This is a genomic window from Arthrobacter sp. ISL-69 (assembly GCF_018613775.1).
Taxonomy (GTDB): domain Bacteria; phylum Actinomycetota; class Actinomycetes; order Actinomycetales; family Micrococcaceae; genus Arthrobacter.
Genome location: NZ_JAGGPO010000019.1, coordinates 18,129 through 37,199, shown reverse-complemented (window position 1 = coordinate 37,199; position 19,071 = coordinate 18,129). Strand labels below are relative to the sequence as shown.

Here is a 19,071-nt window from a genome sequence, read left to right as displayed (position 1 = left end):
AACAACCCGGTGGTCGAGCCACCGGAGCGAGCAATAACTCCAGGAGCTTTCCCATGACCCGCCTGTTCAATGAACCAGCAGCTTTCGCTGACGAGATGATCGAAGGCTTCGTCGCCTCCCACGGCCGCTGGGTAAAGCGCGTCTCCGGCGGCGTTGTCCGCAACACCCAGAGCACCCCGGATACCGTGGCGCTGGTGATCGGCGGCGGATCCGGCCACTACCCGGCCTTCGCCGGCCTCGTCGGCCAGGGCCTGGCCCACGGCGCAGCCATGGGCAACCTCTTCGCCTCTCCCTCCGCCCAGCAGGTCTACAACGTGGCCAAAGCCGCCAACAACGGCGCCGGCGTCCTGCTGGGCTACGGAAACTACGCCGGCGACGTCCTGCACTTCAACCAGGCTCAGGACCGCCTCCGCAAGGAAGGCATCAACTGCCGCAGCATCGCCGTCACCGACGACGTCTCCTCCGCCCCGCTGGCCGAACGCACCAAACGCCGCGGCATCGCCGGCGACCTCACCGTCTTCAAGGTGGCCGCCGCAGCCGCCGAGGCCGGCTACCCCATGGACGACGTCGCCGCCGTCGCGGAGCGGGCCAACGACCGTACACGTTCCTTCGGCGTGGCCTTCACCGGCTGCACCCTGCCCGGCGCGGATCACCCGCTGTTCTCCGTTCCCGAGGGCCGGATGGCGGTTGGCATGGGCATCCACGGCGAACCCGGCATCGGCGAAACGGACATCCCGACGGCGGATGAACTCGCCGAGCTGCTGGTCGCCAAGCTCCTCACCGAAATACCAGACGGCATCACCCTCGCAAAGGGTTCAGCCGGCGCGCGCGTGGTGCCCATCCTCAACGGCCTGGGCAGCGTCAAGTACGAAGAGCTCTTCGTGGTCTACCGCCGCGTCGCCCAGCTCCTCGCCGAGGCCGGCCTGGAGGCGGTGGACCCGCAGGTGGGCGAACTCGTCACCAGCTTCGACATGGCCGGCACCTCCCTCACCCTCTTCTGGCTCGACGACGAACTCGAGACACTCTGGAACGCCCCCGCCGACGCCCCCGCCTTCCGCCGCGGTGCAGTCACCGCGGCGGCCCTGGACGCCGGCGGCGGCGGCGAGATTGCCGACGTCGAACTCTCCATCCCTGACGCCGCAGACGAGTCCCGCGCCGGCGCCGTCCGGGTCCTCGCCGCGCTCGGCGCCGCGAAAGACGTGGTGGTCGCCAACGCCGATGAACTCGGCCGGATCGATGCGATCGCCGGCGACGGCGACCACGGCATCGGCATGGAACGCGGCGTCCGCGCCGCCGTCGAATCCGCAACGGACGCCGTCGCCCGCGGCGCCGGGACCGCCACAACGCTCTACTTCGCCGGGGACGCCTGGGCGGACAAGGCCGGCGGCACCTCCGGCGCCCTCTGGGGCATGGCCCTGCGGGCCGTCGGTGACGCCGTGGGCGACACCAAAGCCCCCGACGCCGAAGCTGTCGCCGCCGGAGTCGCCGGCGCTGCGGCCGCGATCATGGACTTCGGCAAGGCCAAGCCCGGGGACAAGACCCTGGTGGATGTCCTCGTCCCGTTCCGCGACGCCCTGGCAGCCGGCGTGAATGCCGGGCGGTCCCTCACCGACGCCTGGGGCGCCGCCGCGACCGTCGCCCAGCAGGCCGCAGAAGACACCGCCCAGCTGCTGCCCCTCATGGGCCGCGCCCGCCCGCACGCCGAGAAGAGCCTCGGCACTCCCGACGCGGGAGCGGTGTCCATGGCACTGATCGTCCGGGCCATCCACAACACCCTCATCGAACAGACATCTATTAAGGAGAAAGCATGAGCGCCAAACTGCGCCTGGTCATCGGAGCCGACGACGCCGGATTCGAGTACAAGGAAGCCCTGAAGGCTGATCTTGAGGCCTCCGATCTGGTTGAATCCGTGACCGATGTCGGGGTGGATGCCACCAGCCACACCCCCTACCCGTCCGTGGCCATCGCCGCCGCCGAACTGATTGCCGCCGGCAAGGCCGACCGTGCCCTGCTGATCTGCGGCACCGGGCTCGGCGTGGCCATCGCCGCGAACAAGGTCCCCGGCGTCCGCGCCGTCACCGCGCACGACAGTTTCTCGGTGGAACGCTCCGTGCTGAGCAACAACGCCCAGGTCCTCACCTTCGGCCAGCGCGTCGTCGGACTGGAACTGGCCCGCCGGCTCGCCCGCGAATGGCTTACCTACACCTTTGACGAGACCTCCGCCTCGGCCGAAAAGGTCACCCTGATTAAGGACTATGAAGGTGTCACTTCCCGCTAAGACAGCAACACAACCGAAGGCCATAATCGGCGTCAGCCTGAAGATGTACTTCGGCTACCAGCGCACGCTCGAATACTGCCGCGAAGTTGCCACCATTGCGTTCGCGCACCCGGCGGTCCAGAACGGCGACATCGAACTATTCGTGCTGCCCACCCTGCCGGTACTGCCCGAAGCGGCCCGCATCCTCGGAACCGCAGGGGCAGCCGCCGGCGCCCAGGACATCTTCTGGGAAGACGAAGGACCCTACACCGGCGAGGTCGGCGGCAAGACCGTTGCCGAACTGGGCGGCAAGTACGCAGAAGTGGGCCACGCCGAACGCCGCCGGATCTTCGGCGAGGACGACAGGATCATCGGGCTCAAGACCGCCGCGGCGTACCGCAACGGCCTGACCCCCGTCCTGTGTGTCGGCGAGCTGGTGCAGGGCTCCGTGGAGGAGGCCGTCACCCTCTGCAGCGCCGAGATCGACGCGGCCGTGGTTCGTGCCCAGTCTGTCGGACCCGCCGGCCGGACCATCGTGGCCTACGAGCCGCAGTGGGCCATCGGCGCACCCGAACCCGCCACCCCGCAGTACATCAGTGCCGTCATCGCGGGGCTGGATGCGCACCTTCGCTCCCTGCCCGGGCAGGCCGGGAGCCGGGTCATTTACGGCGGCAGCGCCGGCCCCGGCCTGATCAGCCAGCTCGACATGTCCGTCGCCGGGCTGTTCCTGGGCCGCTTCGCCCACGATCCGAAGGCGCTCAAGGCCATCCTGGACGAGGCAGCCGCACGGCTTGCCGCGAACAAGGCGGCCGCATGAGCCGCCTCGGCCAGGGCTCAAGAGTTGAATTGGGCTCACGGATTGGATTGAGCAGCTACGCGTTCTTCTGGCAGCTCTCGGACCAGGTCTCCGAGCCGCTGAGTATCCACCAGGCACTGGAGCGGACCGCGGCCCTGGGCGTGGAGCTCTTCCAGATCTGCGACTACGCCCCGCTGGAATCCATGACCGAGACGGAACTCGAAGCCGTGCGGGCCACCGCGGACCGCCTCGGCGTCGCGCTGGAACTGGGCACCAAGGGCATCCGCCCGGAGCACCTGCGCAAGTTCCTGCACATCGCCGGGATCCTCGAATCTCCCCTGCTGCGGACCATGTTCAACGTCCCGGGCCACACCCCGACGGCGGACGAGGCGGTAGCAATCTTCACCGAGGTCCTGCCGGAATTCGAGGCAGCCGGGGTGAAGATCGCGGTGGAAACCTACGAGCAGGTCCCCACCGCCCGGATCCTGGACGTGATCCGCCGCGTGGACAGCCCGTACCTGGGCATCTGCAGCGACCCGGCCAACACGGTCGCGGCGCTGGAGATGCCGCGTGAGGTGATTGACGCCATCGCGCCGTACGTCCTGAACATGCACATCAAAGACTTTGCGTTCAGCCGCAAGGAGGGGTGGGTCGGGTTCACGTACTCCGGCGCGCCCCTCGGCGAGGGCCTTCTCGACTATGACTACATGGCCGGGAAGTTTCAGCCCAAAGAGAGAAACATCAACCAGATCGTCGAACACTGGCTGCCGTGGCAGGACTCCGAGGCGGAAACCATCCGCCTCGAAACCCAGTGGACCCAGCAAAGCATCGATTTCCTAAGGAGCAAGTGAAATGTCAGCAGAACAATTGACCGTCGCCGTCATCGGAGCCGGTGGCAAAATGGGAATGCGCGTTTCCCGGAACCTCCGGAAGAGTGCCCACACCGTCTTCTACAGCGAGAACTCCTCCGCCGGCCAGGACCGCATCCGCGCCGAAGGCCGCGACATCACCTCCACGGACGACGCCGTCAAGGGCGCCGATGTGGTGATCCTCGCCGTCCCGGACACCGTCCTGGGCATTGTGTCCGAAGGCGTGGTCCCCCAGATGAAGGCCGGCGCGATCCTGCTCACCCTGGACCCGGCCGCCGCCTACGCCGGGCTGCTGGCCAGGCGCGACGACGTGGTCCAGGCCGTGGCGCACCCGTGCCACCCGTCCGTGTTCCTGGAGCGCACCACCAAGGAGGAATGGGCCGACACCTTCGGCGGCGAAGGCGCCCCGCAGAACGTGGTTGCCGCGATCGACGAGGACGCACCGGTAGCGACCCGCGATTCGGCCGAGGCCGTCATCCGCACGATCTACGCACCCGTCATCGACGTGCACTGGGTCACCGTGAAGCAGTTGGCCATCCTCGAGCCCACGCTGGTGGAGACCGTGGCCTGCATGATCGGCACCCTGCTCAACGAGGCGCTGCACGAGACCGTGCACACTGCCGGCGTCCCGGAGGAAGCCGCCAAGGCCATGCTGTTCGGCCACGTGCAGATCGCGCTGACCAACGCCCTCCGTGGCTCCAATCCGTTCTCCGAGGCGTGCGAAATCGCCATCCAGTACGGCAAGGACACCATCATCAAGGACGACTGGAAGAAGATCTTCGACGACTCTGAACTGGACGGCGTCATCGCCAAAATGCTCAAGCTCGACGCCGTCAAGCGCTAGGCGATTTGGCCCCGTCAGGGGCCGCAGCCCCGCCAGGGGGGGCTTAAAACAGGCTGTCCCGCAGGGGTTCGGTGAACCCGAAACCCTGCGGGACAAATGCCTGACATCTTACGTTTTTTGACACCGCCGGTAGACTGGTCTGTGGCCAACCGGCAATCAGTATAGAGAAAGTCCTGCAATGAGCTCAGCCATCATGGAATCCCAGACCAGCAATGTCCGATCGATCCGCCTGACGTTTGCGACCGCCGAAGAGCTTCACGACGGCCTGGAGAACGCCGTCCAGGAACTCATCGAAGCCGCCGTCGAGGACGGTAACTGCGGTATCCGCGTTACCCGCCACGAGCCCGGCACCTTCACTGTGGCCCTGGACGACTCCGTGCCGTTCGGTGAGACCTACGAGGACATCGCCGCTTAACTCCTGCGGCTCATGTCCTGCGGACTTGTACGCCGTCGGATTTCATAAACAGCTGGTTTTCCGACGGGCTTGAAGGCACCAGCCAGAGCACGTTTCCACTCACGGAAACTTCCTCAACTTCACCGGCAGCCACCACATGCGCGTGCTTGAGGATTTCGACCCGCTCGCCTGCTTTGAGGCTCCTCCAGTCGGAAACCGTGGCAGCAAATGCCATCCGCCTGGACAGAACCGTCCCCCGTGCTTTCATTGAACTTCTACCCCTTTGTATATGTTCGTTTGCCACAACATCGTTGGTGTGGGCTTCATCACTACATCTTTAGTTCTACTACAATTCCCGGGCCCCCGCCCGTTGTGTCGCAAAGTGTTGCGGGGGCGCCGGGAATTTGTCATTTGTGATGCACAATATTCATTTTTAGGCCAGAATTCCGACGGCGGATTCGGCTGCCGCACGGACCTCGCCTGACGCGACGAGCCGGTCTGCGGCCTCCAGTTCCGGCGACAGGAACCTGTCGGTCCCCGGACCGTCCACCACGTTGCGAAGTGCCGCGATGACGGCCGTGCCGGCCGGTCCCGGAGTCAGTTCCCCTCCGGACAGCTGGGTCCGCATGTCGATGGCCCGTGCCGAGGTCACCAGTTCGATGGCCAGGACGCGGCGCAGGTTCTCCACGGCCTTCCTCAGCTTGCGCGCTGCGTGCCAGCCCATGGACACGTGGTCCTCCTGCATGGCGGAGCTCGGGATGGAATCCACCGAGGCCGGGACGGCGAGCCGTTTGTTGTCGGAGACGAGCCCTGCCTGCGTGTACTGCGCAATCATCAGGCCGGAGTCCACCCCGGGATCCGCGGCCAGGAAGGCCGGCAGCCCGTGTGAACGCGCCGGGTCCAGCATGCGGTCCGTGCGGCGTTCCGCGATGGAGCTCAAATCCGCCACGGTGATCGCCAGGAAGTCCAGGACATACGCCACGGGGGCGCCGTGGAAATTGCCGTTGGAGCTGACCCGGCCGTCCGGCAGGACCACGGGGTTGTCGATGGCTGCGGCGAGCTCACGCGAGGCGACGAGCGCCGCGTGGTCCACCGTGTCGCGGACGGCACCGGCCACTTGGGGTGCGCAGCGCAGTGAATACGCGTCCTGCACCTTGGTGTCGTTGATGCGGTGCGACGCCACGATCGGGGAATCGGACAGTACCCGCAGCATGTTGTCGGCGCTGGCGGCCTGGCCCGGGTGCGGGCGGAGCGCGGCGTGCAGCTCGGGGAGGAACACCTGGTCCGTGCCGAGCAGCGCCTCGACGCTGAGCGCGGCGGTGATGTCCGCCGTCGTGAGCAGCTGGCGGATGTCCGCGATGGCCATCAGCAGCATGCCGAGCATGCCCTCAGTGCCGTTGACGAGCGCCAGTCCTTCCTTCTCCGCGAGCGTGACGGGTTCGATCCCGTGCTCGGCCAGCAGTACAGCGACAGGTTCCTCGCCGCGCCCACCGTAGGTCGTGCCGTCCGGACCGGAGGCTTCACCCTCGCCCATCAGCACCAGGGCGCAGTGGGACAGCGGGGCGAGGTCGCCGGAGCAGCCGAGCGAGCCGTATTCGCGGACCACCGGCGTGATGCCGGCGTTGAGCACGTCCACCATGGTCTGCAGGACGACGGGCCGGACACCCGTGCGGCCGGAGGCGAGGGTCTTGGCGCGCAGGAACATGATGCAGCGGACTACTTCACGCTCCACGGCCGGGCCCATGCCGGCGGCGTGGCTGCGGATCAGTGACTTCTGCAGCTGGGTGCGCAGCTCGTTGGGGATGTGCCGGTTGGCCAGGGCCCCGAAGCCGGTGGATATGCCGTAGGCGGGAACCTCGCTGTGGGCGAGGTCGTCGATGTGGGCGCGGACCTTGGCAACTGTGTCCAGGGCTTCCTGGGAGATGGTCACCTTTGCGTCGTGGCGGGCGACGGCGACAACGTCCTCGGGGGTCACGCCGCTGGAGCCGAGGGTGACGGTGAGCGGTGCTTGCGTTATTACAGTCACTTTGCAGTTCCTTCGTTCATGGGGATGCGGACGCCGCGTTCTTTGGCGACGTCGAGGGCGCGGTCGTAGCCGGCGTCTGCGTGGCGGATGACGCCCATGCCGGGGTCGTTGGTGAGGAGGCGTTCGAGTTTTTGCGCGGCGAGGTCGGTGCCGTCGGCAACGGAGACCTGGCCGGCGTGGATGGAGCGGCCGATGCCGACGCCGCCGCCGTGGTGGATCGAGACCCAGGTGGCGCCGGAGGCGGTGTTCAGCAGGGCGTTCAGCAGCGGCCAGTCAGCGATGGCGTCGGAGCCGTCGGCCATTGCTTCGGTCTCCCGGTACGGGGAGGCCACGGAGCCGGAGTCGAGGTGGTCCCGGCCGATCACGATGGGGGCCTTGACTTTGCCGTCCTTGACGAGCTGGTTGAACAGCAGCCCGGCTTTGGCGCGTTCGCCGTAGCCGAGCCAGCAGATCCTCGCCGGCAGGCCCTCGAACTCCACGCGCTCGGCGGCGGCGTCGAGCCACTTGTGCAGGTGCGTGTTCTCCGGGAAGAGCTCCTTGATCGCCGCATCGGTCACGGCGATGTCCTCGGGGTCCCCGGAGAGCGCGACCCAGCGGAACGGGCCCAGGCCCTCGCAGAACAGCGGCCGGATGTAGGCCGGGACGAAGCCGGGGAACTCGAACGCCCGGTCATAGCCGCCCGTGCGGGCCTCGTCGCGGATGGAGTTCCCGTAGTCGAAGACCTCGGAGCCGGCGTCCTGGAACCCGACCATGGCCTGGACCTGCTTCGCCATGGAGGCCTGGGCCTTCTTGGTGAACCCTTCCGGGTCCGCAGCGGCCTCGGTGTGCCATTCGTCCACGCTGATGCCCTCGGGCAGGTAGGAGAGCGGGTCGTGCGCACTGGTCTGGTCGGTGACGACGTCGATGCTCAGCTCGCCTGCCTGGTGGCGGCGCAGGAGTTCGGGGAAGACCTCCGCGGCGTTGCCCACATAGCCCACGGACCAGCCGCGGCGCTCGTCCTTGGCCTGCTGGACCTTGGCGATGGCGGTGTCGAGGTCGGTTTCGACCTCGTCGAGGTAGCGTTTGCCGACGCGGCGGCGCAGCCGGGTCTCGTCGACGTCCACGATCAGGCACGCCCCGTCGTTCAGGGTCACCGCGAGCGGCTGCGCCCCGCCCATGCCGCCGCAGCCGCCGGTCAGGGTCAGGGTCCCGGCGAGGGGTCCTTCGGTTCCCGTGCTGGGAGCCATGCGGCCTTCGCCCTGGAGCTTGCGCCCGACCGCGGCAAAGGTTTCGTAGGTGCCCTGCAGGATGCCCTGGGTGCCGATGTAGATCCAGGACCCGGCAGTCATCTGCCCGTACATCATCAGGCCCTCGGCCTCGAGCCGGCGGAACTCGGGCCAGTTCGCCCAGTCCCCGACAAGGTTCGAGTTCGCCAGCAGCACCCGCGGCGCCCATTCGTTGGTGCGGAACACCCCGACCGGCTTCCCGGACTGGACCAGCAGGGTCTCGTCCTTCTCCATCGTCTCCAGGGTGCGGGTGATCGCATCAAACGCGGCCCAGGACCGGACCGCGCGGCCGGTGCCGCCGTAAACCACCAGGTCATCGGGACGCTCGGCGACCTCGGGATCGAGGTTGTTCATCAGCATCCGCAGCGGGGCTTCGGTCTGCCAGGACTTGGCGGTGAGCTCGGTACCGCGGGCTGCTTTGACCGGGCGGGCACCGGTAGTGAAATCGGCGGGTGCCATGAGGGGCTCCTTCGTGTGCTTGGTGATTGGTGATGGTGGTTCGGGAGGAATGAGGTTCTGTATCCACTAAAGCCTGTCCGGACGGGCGGAAACAGGGCCTGCCGGCGAGTGCTGTCCGGGATTCCAGACGCGCCCGCCCTCCCCCAACTAGCTCGCAGTTAACGTCGCGAAAAGCCGGTTTGACGACGTTTAGTGCCAGTCAGTCGGGCAGGAAATTACTGGGCGGGGCGGCCGTGGATGCGCACGGAGAGTTCGTCCGCCACTTTCCGGATGCGGGCGGCGAGGGCGGGCCACTGGTCCGCCGGGAGCTTGTCCTCGAGGAAGGTCACGGCGACCGCCGCCGTCGGCCATCCGACGTGGTCCGTCACGGCGGCCGCAACCGAGCCGAAGCCGGGGGTTACCTCGCCGTGTTCGGTGGCGTAGCCGCGCTGCCGGACCTGGTCCAAATGCGAGGACAGCGCCGAGTACTTCATGATGGCGCCTTCCACCTCATGCCGGGCTGAGAAGGCCGCGGCATTCGGGTACAGCGCGCGGACCTGCGATTTGGGCAGGGCCGCGAGGATGGCCCGCCCGCTGGCGGTGAGGTGGCTGGGCAGCCGGACGCCGACGTCGGTCACCAGGGACGGGCGGTTCTTGGCGCGCTCCTCCACGATGTACAGCACGTCGCGGCCATGGAGCACCGCCAGGTGCGCGCTTTCACCAATGACGTCCACCAGCGAGGCGAGCATCGGCCGGCCAATCCTGGACAGCGGTTCCTGGCGCGAATAGGCGGAGCTGAGTTCGAAGGCGCTGATGCCCAGCCCGTACCGCTGCTCCTCATGCAGGTGCATCACGAAGCCGTTTGCCTCCATAACCCCCAGCAGGTGGTAGACGCTTGAGCGCGGCAGGCCCAGCGCGGTGGCGATGTTCGACGCCGCCATGGGACCGCGCTTGGAGGCCAGCAGTTTGAGGATGCGCAGGGTGTTTTCTGCCGCCGGAACTTTCGACGTCACCTTTGCTGCCGTCTTTGACGCCACCCGTACGGGCGCCTCGTCATCGGCCATGCCGTCCTCCATCGTTCGCGGGCGGACCCTTCGACTAATGATGGGCAGGTGTCCGGTATCCCGTACTTAAGCGTGCGCCCTGGAGGAGCCTCCCTACACGCCATCGAACCACATAGCTGTCCGGGATACCAGACGTTCGCTCAGGGAAGGCGCGGCCGGTGCTTCGATGGAGGTCACGGACCGTTGCCGCGCCGCCGTGGCGGCCAAAGCATAAGTGTGGGGAACGCAGCTATGACCAAACCGTTGGCAGGACAAGTCGCCCTGGTCGCCGGGGCCACCCGCGGAGCAGGACGCGGCACCGCCGTCGCGCTCGGAGAAGCCGGGGCCACCGTGTACTGCACCGGACGCAGCACCCAGGGCCAAAGGTCAGATTACGGCCGGCCGGAGACTATCGAGGACACTGCCGTGCAGGTCACGGCCGCTGGCGGGGTGGGCATCGCCGCCGGTGTGGACCACCTGGATCCGGCGGCGGTGGAGTCGCTCGTGCAGCGGATCGACGACGAACAAGGGCGCCTGGACATCCTGGTCAACGACATCTGGGGCGGGGAAAACCTCATCGAATGGGACACTCCGGTGTGGTCGCACAATCTGGGCTCCGGCCTGCGGATGCTGCATACCGCTGTCGATACGCACCTGATCACCAGCCACTTCGCGCTGCCGCTGCTGATCCGGAATCCCGGCGGTCTGGTGGTGGAAATGACCGACGGCACCCGCGAATACAACGCGGACCATTACCGGGTCTCGACGTTCTACGACCAGGCCAAGAACGCGGTGCTGCGGCTTGCCTTCAGCCAGGCGGAGGAACTGAAGCCGTTCGGCTGCACTGCGGTGGCGCTCACGCCGGGCTGGATGCGCTCCGAAATGATGCTGGAGCATTTCGGCGTCTCGGAAGCCAACTGGCGGGACGCCGCGGCCGCACAGCCCCACTTCGCCGCAATCTCCGAGAGCACGCGCTTCGTGGGCCGCGCCGCGGCAGCCCTGGCGGCGGACCCTGACGTAAACCGGCGCACCGGCGGCTCCTTCTCGTCCGGCGGCCTGGCGCTGGAGTACGGCTTCACCGACACCGACGGCTCGCGCCCGGACTGCTGGCGTTATCTGGTAGAGGTCCAAGAGGCCGGACGCCCGGCTGACGCCACCGGCTACCGCTGAGGCTCTGTCAAGCCGCTGCCCGTGCGGGCGCGGCGCAATCCTGGGAGTCCTCGCGGGTCTCGGACCATCAGAACCGCCGCGGAGCCCACCAGCCAACGCCGCGACGGAAGCCTCCACGGCCTCCAACGCCCCCGCCACGGCACTGCCTTCCATTCCCACAGCATCCCAGGAGGCACTGACATTTTTCATGCGGCGGCGGGGCCGCAACTGTCCGTTCGCGCAAGAATTCCGGAACCGAACAGTCTGGAATGAAAGACACCAAAGCGCCGTGAGTCTCATCACGGACGGCGCGAAAGTGGTCTGCTGGATAGCGATCCCCCTCCCAATGACGAGAAGGTATTCGCATGCAACAAGCCCCAACAGCAACGAAACCGGCCCCTGCCGGAAAGTCCGGCGGCACCGGCGCGTCCGGCGCGGTCGGCGCCGCCGTCGACACCGTCCTGAACCGCGGACTCAATGTCCGGCACATCCGCTTCATGGCCCTCGGATCGGCCATCGGCACGGGGCTCTTCTATGGATCGGCCTCCGCCATCCAGAAGGCCGGCCCGGCGGTACTCCTCGCGTACATGATCGGCGGCGCGGCCGTGTTCATGGTGATGCGGGCACTCGGCGAGATGGCCGTACGGCACCCCGTTTCCGGTTCCTTTGGCCAGTACGCCAGCCGCTACCTCGGCCCGCTTGCCGGCTTCGTGACCGGCTGGACGTATGTCTTCGAGATGGCGATCGTTGCCATCGCGGACGTCACCGCCTTCAGCATCTATATGGGGTTCTGGTTCCCGGAAGTGGAGCGGTGGATCTGGGTCCTGGCCATCATCTTCTTCCTGGCGGCCCTGAACCTGCTCAGCGTCAAGGTCTTCGGCGAGCTGGAGTTCTGGTTCTCACTGATCAAGGTGGTGGCCATCATCGCCATGATCGCCGGCGGCGCCGCCATCATCATCTTCGGCTTCCAGGCCGGCGGGGCAACAGTGGCCCCGGGTGTCGGCAACCTCGTGGAGCACGGGGGCCTGTTCCCCAACGGCTTCGAAGGGCTCCTGGCCTCGTTCGCCGTCGTGATGTTCGCCTTTGGCGGGATCGAGACCATCGGCGTCACGGCCGGCGAAGCGGCCGATCCCAAGAAGGTCATTCCCAAGGCAGTCAACACCGTCCCCGTGCGCGTGCTGCTGTTCTACGTTCTGACCCTGGCCGTACTGATGAGCCTGTTCCCGTGGAACGAAGTGGGCACCAACGGCAGCCCGTTCGTCCAGATCTTCAGCGGCCTCGGCATTCCGGCCGCCCCGCACATCCTCAACGCCGTGGTGATTACCGCGGCCCTGTCGGCCATCAACAGCGACATCTTTGGTGCCGGACGCATCCTCTTCGGGCTAGCCCGGCAGGGCCACGCACCCGCCAGCTTCGGCAAGGTCTCCCGCCACGGGGTGCCGTGGATGACCGTGGTGATGATGGCCGTCGTCCTGTTGGTGGGCGTGGTCCTGAATGCTGTCATGCCAAAGGACGTGTTCCTGCTGATCGCCTCGATCGCGACCTTCGCCACCGTCTGGGTGTGGGTAATGATCCTGGCATCCCATGTGGCAATGAAGCGCGAGATAGCACGCAAGGGCCTGCCGGCGTCGGAATTCCCGTCGCCCTGGTGGCCGGCGGCATCCATCCTGACCATCGCGTTCATGGCCATGGTGATCGTCATCCTGGGCGCCTTTGAAGACTCCCGGGTCGCCCTCTACGTGGGCGCTGTGTGGCTGGGAGTGCTCGTGCTGGCATACCGGCTGTGGGTCCGCGGCCACGGCCGTTCCCGTGCGGAACTGGTGGATGAGACGGCGTCGATCCCTGTGGTGGAAGCCCTGCGCTGACACGTGCCGGGCCACAACACCTGATGTGTCATCCGGCCGGAAGCCAGTCGACGTGCGAATCGTAGTCATACACACGGCACACCCGCCGGTCAGTCTGGGCCGGCCCGTCCAAGGGCCGTGTGGTGACGGAGATTTCGACGTCGTAGGACTCCAGGCCGGGACCCGCCGTTGACCGGTGCGGGATTCCGGCATACTCCACGGAAACCAGCGAGTAGGGCCGCGGCACAACAGTTCCGCTGACAATCCCGGAGTTGGCCGCGTCGCTCTGCAGGCGGCGGCTGCAGCTGTCCGTCACGCGCTGGACTGCCTGCGCATCGGGGGTTGCGCCGACCGGTTCGCTCGCGGGCGGCTGCTGCCCGGACGACGGCGGTGCAGCGGGCGGTGCAGCAGCGGAGGACGGCGGCTGGCCACCCGGCGGTTGGCCCGCCGTCGGCGTGGCTGCCGGACCCGGAGCTGTCGCCGCGGGGTCCGCCGTAGCCGGCGCCGGACCAGCGGGCCCCTCGGCAGTTGTCGCCTGAGCTGCGGGCGGGGTGAGCGGAGCTGCACCGCCCGCCGCCGTCCCGGCTCCGCCGGGGATCTGGGCCAGGCCCACCACAAGGGCCGCCATGGCGACGGTGGCAGCGGCAACTCCCACCTGCCCGGGAATCTTCCTGCCGGATGAATTTTTTCGCACAGCCGCCCCTAAGGACGTCGCGGGCCGTAGTCCCCGAGCGTAGGGCCGCGGCGGCGTGCCCGCACAGGTGCGCCCTACCTGTCTTTGCGGGCAGTCACTCAGGCCGCCGCCCGGTTGCCACCTGCCCTCCCGTCACGAAAGGGGCCAAGTAGTCCGGTAAAAATTTCGAGTGTCGGACGGTACAGAAGGGGTAGGAGTTACGCGTGCGACGCGTGGGGTTTGACTTTTAGAGTGGTCAGCAGGCGCAGACCGGACGATTTGAACCCATTGCCGCAGCATCCGGACCGCCTGCGAGTCCTGTTGGTCCAGGCACTGCAAAGGAGTGGTTTCGATGAAGGATCTTCGAGTCTCCCAGCCCGCCCTCCCCCGCGACAGGCGCCGCCTGATCTGCTGGCTCAACGACGCGGCCGAGAAGGTGCGCACGGCCTCGGTGCCGTTCAAGATCGGGGACGTTGTACTCGGTGATGACCCCTTCAACGGCCGCCGGCTCGGCGTGGTGGCTGTGATCCGCGGTACGTCGCTTGGCCTGCGGACGTCGGCCGACGCCCATCCCGACCTCGTTCCCGAGTTCGTCTACTACGACTACCGCCAGGTGAGGCGGCCGGACTAGCATCCGATCCGACAGACCGGCGGCGCTAGAATCAGGCATGGTTCCACTGAGCAATCTGCTGACGTTTGCCCTGGCCGCCGCCGTTCTGATCGCCGTTCCCGGGCCCAGTGTGCTGTTTGTGATCGGACGCAGCCTGGCCTTGGGCCGCAAGGGCGGCCTGCTGAGCGTCCTGGGAAACGCGCTCGGAATGATTCCCCAGATCGTTGCGGTGGCGCTCGGCGTCGGGGTTGCGCTGGCGCAGTCCGTGCTGCTCTTCACGATCGTGAAGTTCGCCGGCGCCGCGTACCTCGTTTTCCTCGGCATCCAGGCCATCAGGCACCGCGGGAGAAGCACGACGGCGGCCGATCCTTCGCGTTCCGCCTCCACTTTCCGGGTTCTCCGGGAAGGCTTCATTGTGGGTGCCACCAACCCGAAGTCACTGGTGTTTTTCGTGGCCGTGCTGCCGCAGTTCGTGGAATACACCTCCGGTGCAATCCCGCTGCAGCTGGCTATCCTGGGGGCGGTTTTCCTGCTGATCGCCCTGGTCTCCGACAGCATCTGGGCCCTCGTGGCAGGCACAGCCCGGCAGTGGTTCGCCCGCTCCCCCACGCGCATCTCGAGGCTCAGCACCACCGGCGGCGCCATGATGATCGCCCTGGGCGGGACCCTCGCTTTGACGGGCACCAAAAACTAACTCGCGACGCGACCATCCCGATCCAAGGGGGTTCCCTGCTTCAGCCGCTGGTTTTCAGCAGGTCGTTCATGTCGAACAGCCCTTCAAGGGGGGCCGCTGTGTCCGTCAATGGCTCGTCCGATCCGCCACCGCAGTTCTCGGCTGACTTCGAGTACTGCACCTGGCCGCCGTCCCGGACAATGACCTTTGAGGCGGTACCGCCCGTGCAGCCTGGCTTTGGTGCGGCAATATCGTGGGAACGCCCAGGCAGGGTGCCCGCCAATTCAATGACCTTTGCCCAGGTTTCGGCAGGCATCACGGCTGTTTCCTGTCGAAGCACGTCTCCGTAGGAATCCACGGTGATGCTGGCTTCCGTCGCCGATGCTTTGATGAGGTAGCTGCGGTGGTACCGAGGCGGGACGGAACTGTCACGGAAGTTGTACTCCACCGTGGTTTCCGCAGGATTCAGTTGAAGATCGGCGGGTGCTCCACAGGCGGTGGCCAGTCCGATACAGACAGCGGTAATGACAGCGAACGCGATGCGGCTACGCATGAATCCCCCTTTGGCGGCCGGACGTGTCATTAGCTTATCGGGAGCGTACGGGGGCCCAAGCCCGGCTTGGCTAGAGGTTAATTACCGGAATGTCGATGCTGGCACCGCTTTGCCCGGCCCAGAATCTCTTCAGCTCAGCCTCACGTGGCTGGATTATTTCCAGCTGGACGCCGATCCTGTCGCGGTAAGCCTCCAGCCGGTAGAGAGCCGCTTCGTCGTGGCCGGTTCTCAGACAACGCCATCGCGCCGATGCTGCCTTGATATTGGTGTCGATGTCCGACCAGCCGAGGCGTTCCGCCTGGTCCAGGGCGGCCAGGATCTTTGGCCTGTCCCGCCTCGGTGCTCGTACCTTGACGAAGTAATGGGACATACCCCAAAGGAGCAGCATGATTCCAACGAAGATACCGATTGTGATCAGGGTTTCCATAAGGCCGCGCCCCTTCATGAGACTAGGAATTGTTGCAAGGCTAGCGTTGGACCCTTCGCGACTGATATTCCGCCAGTTGGCCGGCTCGTCCTCCGCAGGCCCGTACGGATCCCTCATCGCGCGGTGAGCCGGTACACCGACACGTGGCTGCGGGAATCTGCGGTGAATTCGCTGCGGTCCCAGTCCGCCCACCTGGATTCCAGCTCAAACCCGGCCAGCCGCGCCATCAGGTCGAGTTCGCTGGGCCAGATGTACCGGTGGGGTGTCCGACCGATCCGCGCCTCCCGGCCATCCGCCAGGTCCGGACCGAACCACACGTGGTGTGAGATGACGTGCTGGTGCAGCACGTCATAGGTATCAACCAGGAGATACCCGGGCTGGCTCACCTCCACGGTCCCGCCGTGTCCGGGTGGTAGCGAACGCAGCTGTGGCACCCAAAGCTCAATGACGAAGCTCCCGCCCGGTGCAAGGTGACGGGCAGCATTCTGGAAACACCGGACCTGTTCGTCCTGTGTCAGGAGGTTGGCGATGGTATTGAACACCAGGAACGCAAGCGAGAAGTTCCCGCCCGCCACTACCTCAGTCATGTCGCCCTGAACGACGGGAATGTGGTCCTCTCCGACCTTCTCCCGCAGGCGGGAGATCATCGCGTGAGACAGTTCTATGCCGCTGACCTGGACCCCCGCCTCGGAGAGTGGGATGGCGACACGACCAGTGCCAATGGCAAACTCAACGGCCGGACCGTCGCCCGCGAGCTCTGACAGGACCTCCACTGTGGGGCCCAGTACCTCGGGGGAGAACATTCCCTCTCCAGGCGTGTCGTACTGTTTCGCTGTGTCGTCGTCCCAGAGCTGTTGCTGGTTGATCATCCCGCCACTATGGCACCTGACCGCGCGCATCATCTACCGTCGGACGTCAGTCATTTCCCGCGCCGCCGGACCGGAAGCCGGCTAGCGCGCCGACCAGCCGCCGTCCATGGTGTAGCTGGCGCCGGTGACCATGCCGGCGTCGTTCGAGGCGAGCCAGGCGACCAGCGAGGCGACTTCCTCCGGCTCCACCAGCCGCTTGATGGCGGACTCGGTGAGCATGATCTGGGCCAGGACCTCGGACTCGGGGATGCCGTGAACCTTGGCCTGGTCTGCAATCTGCGCCTCCACCAGCGGCGTGCGGACGTAGCCGGGGTTGATGCAGTTGGACGTGACCCCGTGCTCCCCGCCCTCAAGCGCCGTCACCTTGCTCAGCCCTTCCAGGCCGTGCTTGGCGGAGACATACGCGCTTTTGAACGGGGAGGCACGGATTCCGTGCACCGAGGACAGGTTGATGATGCGGCCGAACCCGTTGGCATACATGTGGGGCAATGCCGCCCGGACCAGCAGGAACGGCGCCTCGAGCATCAGCGTGAGGATGCGCCTGAAGTCCGCGGGGTCGAAGTCCTGAATGGGGCTGATGCGCTGGATCCCGGCGTTGTTGACCAGGATGTCGCAGTCCAGGCTGAGGGTTCCCAATGCCTCGACATCCAGCAGGTCCACGGCCCAGGCGGTGCCGCCGACTTCATCGGCCAGGGCGGTGGCACCGGCTTCGTCAATATCCGCCACCACCACCTTCGCGCCCCGTGCCGCCAGTGCACGGACGCTCGCAGCGCCGATCCCGCTGGCGCCGCCGGTGACGAGGGCCTTGCGGCCGTTCAGAGTGTTTTCCATAATTCCAGCCCTACATTCCAGAAATTCGATACCAGCAAGAATCAGTGCAGTGACATCAGTCGGGACCCGGTTGGCTCAGCGGACGCCCGCGCCAACCAAGCGTTCGCGCTCGGCATCGGCCCGGTCCACGTCCTCGAGGGCGATGCCCTTTGTTTCCTTGAGGCTCAACACTGCCACCGTGGTGATGGCACACGCCATTACCAGGTAGATGGCGGTGGGCATCCATGATCCGGTGTCCTTGAGCCATTGGGTGGCCAGGAGCGGTGCCAGCGAACCGGCGAAGATCGAGGTGACCTGCGATCCCAGCGACACACCGGCGTAGCGCATCCTGGTGGGGAAAAGCTCAGCCATGATGGCCGGCTGGCCGGCGTACATGAACGCGTGCAGGCACAGGCCAATCGTCACGGCGAGGACGATGACCACGACGTTCTTCGTATCAAACATGGGGAAGGCGAAGAACGGCCAGGTTGCACCGGTGATGGCGCCGATGAGGTAGACGGGCTTCGCCCCAGCTGTCCACCAGCCGCCCCACCTGCGGAATGACCAGGAAGTGGATGACGTGGGCGATCAGCAGCGCCAGCAGGAGCGAGGACGTGTCGTACTTGTGGACGCTTTTGAGATAAACGATCGCGAAGCTAACCACCAGGTAGTACATGATGTTTTCGGCGAACCGGAGGCCCATGGCCTGCAGAATGCCCTTGGGGTACTTGCGGATGACCTCGAAGACGCCATAGCTGACGGCCTGTTCCTGCTCCAGCTGCGCCTTCGCTTCCAGGAAGATGGGCGACTCGGAGACGTTGGTGCGGATGTAGTATCCAACGAATACGATCACGGCGGAGAGCCAGAATGCCACGCGCCAGCCCCAGCTGAGGAAGTCGGCGCTGCTCAGGACGTTGGACATGATGAACAGGACCAGGATGGCCAGCAGGTTGCCCACCGGGACCGCGGACTGGGGCCAGCTGGACCAGAAGCCGCGGGACTTGTTCGGACTGTGCTCCGCGACAAGCAGCACGGCGCCGCCCCATTCGCCGCCCAGCGCGAATCCCTGGATGAAGCGCAGGAACACCAGCAGTGCCGGTGCGAGGTTGCCGATGTCGGCGAAGCCGGGAAGGCAGCCCATCAGGAAGGTGGACACGCCGATAATCACGATGGTGAGCTGCAGCGTGGGCTTGCGGCCGAGCTTGTCGCCGATCTGGCCGAAGACGATGCCGCCGAGCGGGCGGGCCACGAAGCCCACGGCGTAGGTGATGAAGGCCTGGATGATGCCGTCCAGCTCATTGCCGGTGGCGGGGAAGAAGTACTTTCCGAAAACCAGGGTTGCTGCGGTGGCGTAGAGGAAGAATTCGTACCATTCCACTACGGTGCCAACCATGGAGGCGGCGACGATTTTCTTGAGGCCGGCGCCCTTTGGGGCGGAAGCGGCGGGTGCTGCAGAGCGTTGTTCTACGCTCATCTTGGTTCTCCTTAGTGTCCACGTCGACACGTGTTGTGATCCACAGCACTGAATGGG

Annotated in this window: 19 protein-coding genes and 1 pseudogene; 10 read left to right on the top strand and 10 right to left on the bottom strand. The window is 66.3% G+C overall.

Annotated elements, in window-relative coordinates:
- The first annotated feature begins 53 nt into the window (after window positions 1-53).
- The 6 genes from J7I79_RS14825 (at window position 54) to J7I79_RS14800 (ending at window position 5,181) form a co-directional block, all read left to right on the top strand.
- The gene (locus J7I79_RS14825) at window positions 54-1,811 is read left to right on the top strand and encodes a dihydroxyacetone kinase family protein (RefSeq protein ID WP_214954394.1); all 1,758 of its coding nucleotides are present in this window, start codon (window positions 54-56) and stop codon (window positions 1,809-1,811) included.
- Window positions 1,808-2,278: a ribose-5-phosphate isomerase gene (locus J7I79_RS14820; protein ID WP_214954391.1), complete on the top strand. Its 471-nt coding sequence runs from the start codon at window positions 1,808-1,810 to the stop codon at window positions 2,276-2,278. Before J7I79_RS14825 ends, J7I79_RS14820 begins: the two co-directional genes overlap by 4 nt.
- Complete coding sequence (locus J7I79_RS14815) at window positions 2,262-3,074, top strand: triose-phosphate isomerase family protein (RefSeq protein ID WP_311380586.1); 813 nt, start codon at window positions 2,262-2,264, stop codon at window positions 3,072-3,074. Before J7I79_RS14820 ends, J7I79_RS14815 begins: the two co-directional genes overlap by 17 nt.
- Window positions 3,071-3,904: a sugar phosphate isomerase/epimerase gene (locus J7I79_RS14810; RefSeq protein ID WP_214954387.1), complete on the top strand. Its 834-nt coding sequence runs from the start codon at window positions 3,071-3,073 to the stop codon at window positions 3,902-3,904. Before J7I79_RS14815 ends, J7I79_RS14810 begins: the two co-directional genes overlap by 4 nt.
- Before the next feature lies 1 nt (window position 3,905).
- Window positions 3,906-4,766 (top strand): phosphogluconate dehydrogenase C-terminal domain-containing protein, encoded by an 861-nt coding sequence (locus J7I79_RS14805; RefSeq protein ID WP_214954385.1) that lies wholly within the window; start codon window positions 3,906-3,908, stop codon window positions 4,764-4,766.
- Between the two features lie 178 nt (window positions 4,767-4,944).
- A complete protein-coding gene (locus J7I79_RS14800; protein WP_104173753.1) occupies window positions 4,945-5,181 on the top strand; it encodes a hypothetical protein in 237 nt (78 codons plus the stop codon).
- A 10-nt stretch (window positions 5,182-5,191) separates the two neighbouring features.
- Here J7I79_RS14800 and J7I79_RS24270 read toward each other — a convergent pair whose 3' ends face one another.
- The 4 genes from J7I79_RS24270 to J7I79_RS14785 all read right to left on the bottom strand — a co-directional run bounded on the left by J7I79_RS24270 (window position 5,192) and on the right by J7I79_RS14785 (window position 9,953).
- Window positions 5,192-5,428: a hypothetical protein gene (locus J7I79_RS24270; RefSeq protein ID WP_251042834.1), complete on the bottom strand. Its 237-nt coding sequence runs from the start codon at window positions 5,426-5,428 to the stop codon at window positions 5,192-5,194.
- 165 nt (window positions 5,429-5,593) lie between these two features.
- The gene (hutH, locus tag J7I79_RS14795) at window positions 5,594-7,186 is read right to left on the bottom strand and encodes a histidine ammonia-lyase (RefSeq protein ID WP_214954383.1); all 1,593 of its coding nucleotides are present in this window, start codon (window positions 7,184-7,186) and stop codon (window positions 5,594-5,596) included.
- Window positions 7,183-8,910, bottom strand: coding sequence for a urocanate hydratase (locus J7I79_RS14790; protein ID WP_214954381.1), 1,728 nt, complete (start codon window positions 8,908-8,910; stop codon window positions 7,183-7,185). Before J7I79_RS14790 ends, hutH begins: the two co-directional genes overlap by 4 nt.
- Before the next feature lie 215 nt (window positions 8,911-9,125).
- A complete protein-coding gene (locus J7I79_RS14785) occupies window positions 9,126-9,953 on the bottom strand; it encodes an IclR family transcriptional regulator (RefSeq protein ID WP_214954379.1) in 828 nt (275 codons plus the stop codon).
- Between the two features lie 231 nt (window positions 9,954-10,184).
- Between J7I79_RS14785 and J7I79_RS14780 the strand changes: the two genes are divergently transcribed.
- Window positions 10,185-11,102, top strand: coding sequence for an SDR family oxidoreductase (locus tag J7I79_RS14780; protein WP_214954377.1), 918 nt, complete (start codon window positions 10,185-10,187; stop codon window positions 11,100-11,102).
- A gap of 344 nt (window positions 11,103-11,446) precedes the next feature.
- Window positions 11,447-12,946, top strand: a complete 1,500-nt coding sequence (locus J7I79_RS14775) for an amino acid permease (protein ID WP_214954375.1) — start codon at window positions 11,447-11,449, stop codon at window positions 12,944-12,946.
- A gap of 28 nt (window positions 12,947-12,974) precedes the next feature.
- Here the strand turns inward: J7I79_RS14775 and J7I79_RS14770 are convergent, their stop codons facing one another.
- Complete coding sequence (locus J7I79_RS14770) at window positions 12,975-13,619, bottom strand: hypothetical protein (protein ID WP_214954373.1); 645 nt, start codon at window positions 13,617-13,619, stop codon at window positions 12,975-12,977.
- A 331-nt stretch (window positions 13,620-13,950) separates the two neighbouring features.
- Between J7I79_RS14770 and J7I79_RS14765 the strand changes: the two genes are divergently transcribed.
- Entirely contained in the window at window positions 13,951-14,229 is a 279-nt protein-coding gene (locus tag J7I79_RS14765; protein WP_214954371.1) for a hypothetical protein, read from the top strand.
- Between the two features lie 37 nt (window positions 14,230-14,266).
- Window positions 14,267-14,902 (top strand): LysE family translocator, encoded by a 636-nt coding sequence (locus J7I79_RS14760; protein ID WP_214954369.1) that lies wholly within the window; start codon window positions 14,267-14,269, stop codon window positions 14,900-14,902.
- 40 nt (window positions 14,903-14,942) lie between these two features.
- Here J7I79_RS14760 and J7I79_RS14755 read toward each other — a convergent pair whose 3' ends face one another.
- The 5 genes and pseudogenes from J7I79_RS14755 to J7I79_RS14735 form a co-directional block, all read right to left on the bottom strand.
- The gene (locus tag J7I79_RS14755; RefSeq protein ID WP_214954368.1) at window positions 14,943-15,434 is read right to left on the bottom strand and encodes a hypothetical protein; all 492 of its coding nucleotides are present in this window, start codon (window positions 15,432-15,434) and stop codon (window positions 14,943-14,945) included.
- A gap of 70 nt (window positions 15,435-15,504) precedes the next feature.
- A complete protein-coding gene (locus tag J7I79_RS14750; protein WP_214954366.1) occupies window positions 15,505-15,861 on the bottom strand; it encodes a hypothetical protein in 357 nt (118 codons plus the stop codon).
- 113 nt (window positions 15,862-15,974) lie between these two features.
- Window positions 15,975-16,730, bottom strand: coding sequence for a class I SAM-dependent methyltransferase (locus J7I79_RS14745; RefSeq protein WP_214954364.1), 756 nt, complete (start codon window positions 16,728-16,730; stop codon window positions 15,975-15,977).
- An 81-nt stretch (window positions 16,731-16,811) separates the two neighbouring features.
- The gene (locus J7I79_RS14740; RefSeq protein ID WP_214954362.1) at window positions 16,812-17,561 is read right to left on the bottom strand and encodes a 3-hydroxybutyrate dehydrogenase; all 750 of its coding nucleotides are present in this window, start codon (window positions 17,559-17,561) and stop codon (window positions 16,812-16,814) included.
- Between the two features lie 75 nt (window positions 17,562-17,636).
- A pseudogene (locus J7I79_RS14735) lies at window positions 17,637-19,014 on the bottom strand (MFS transporter).
- Window positions 19,015-19,071: the final 57 nt, after the last annotated feature.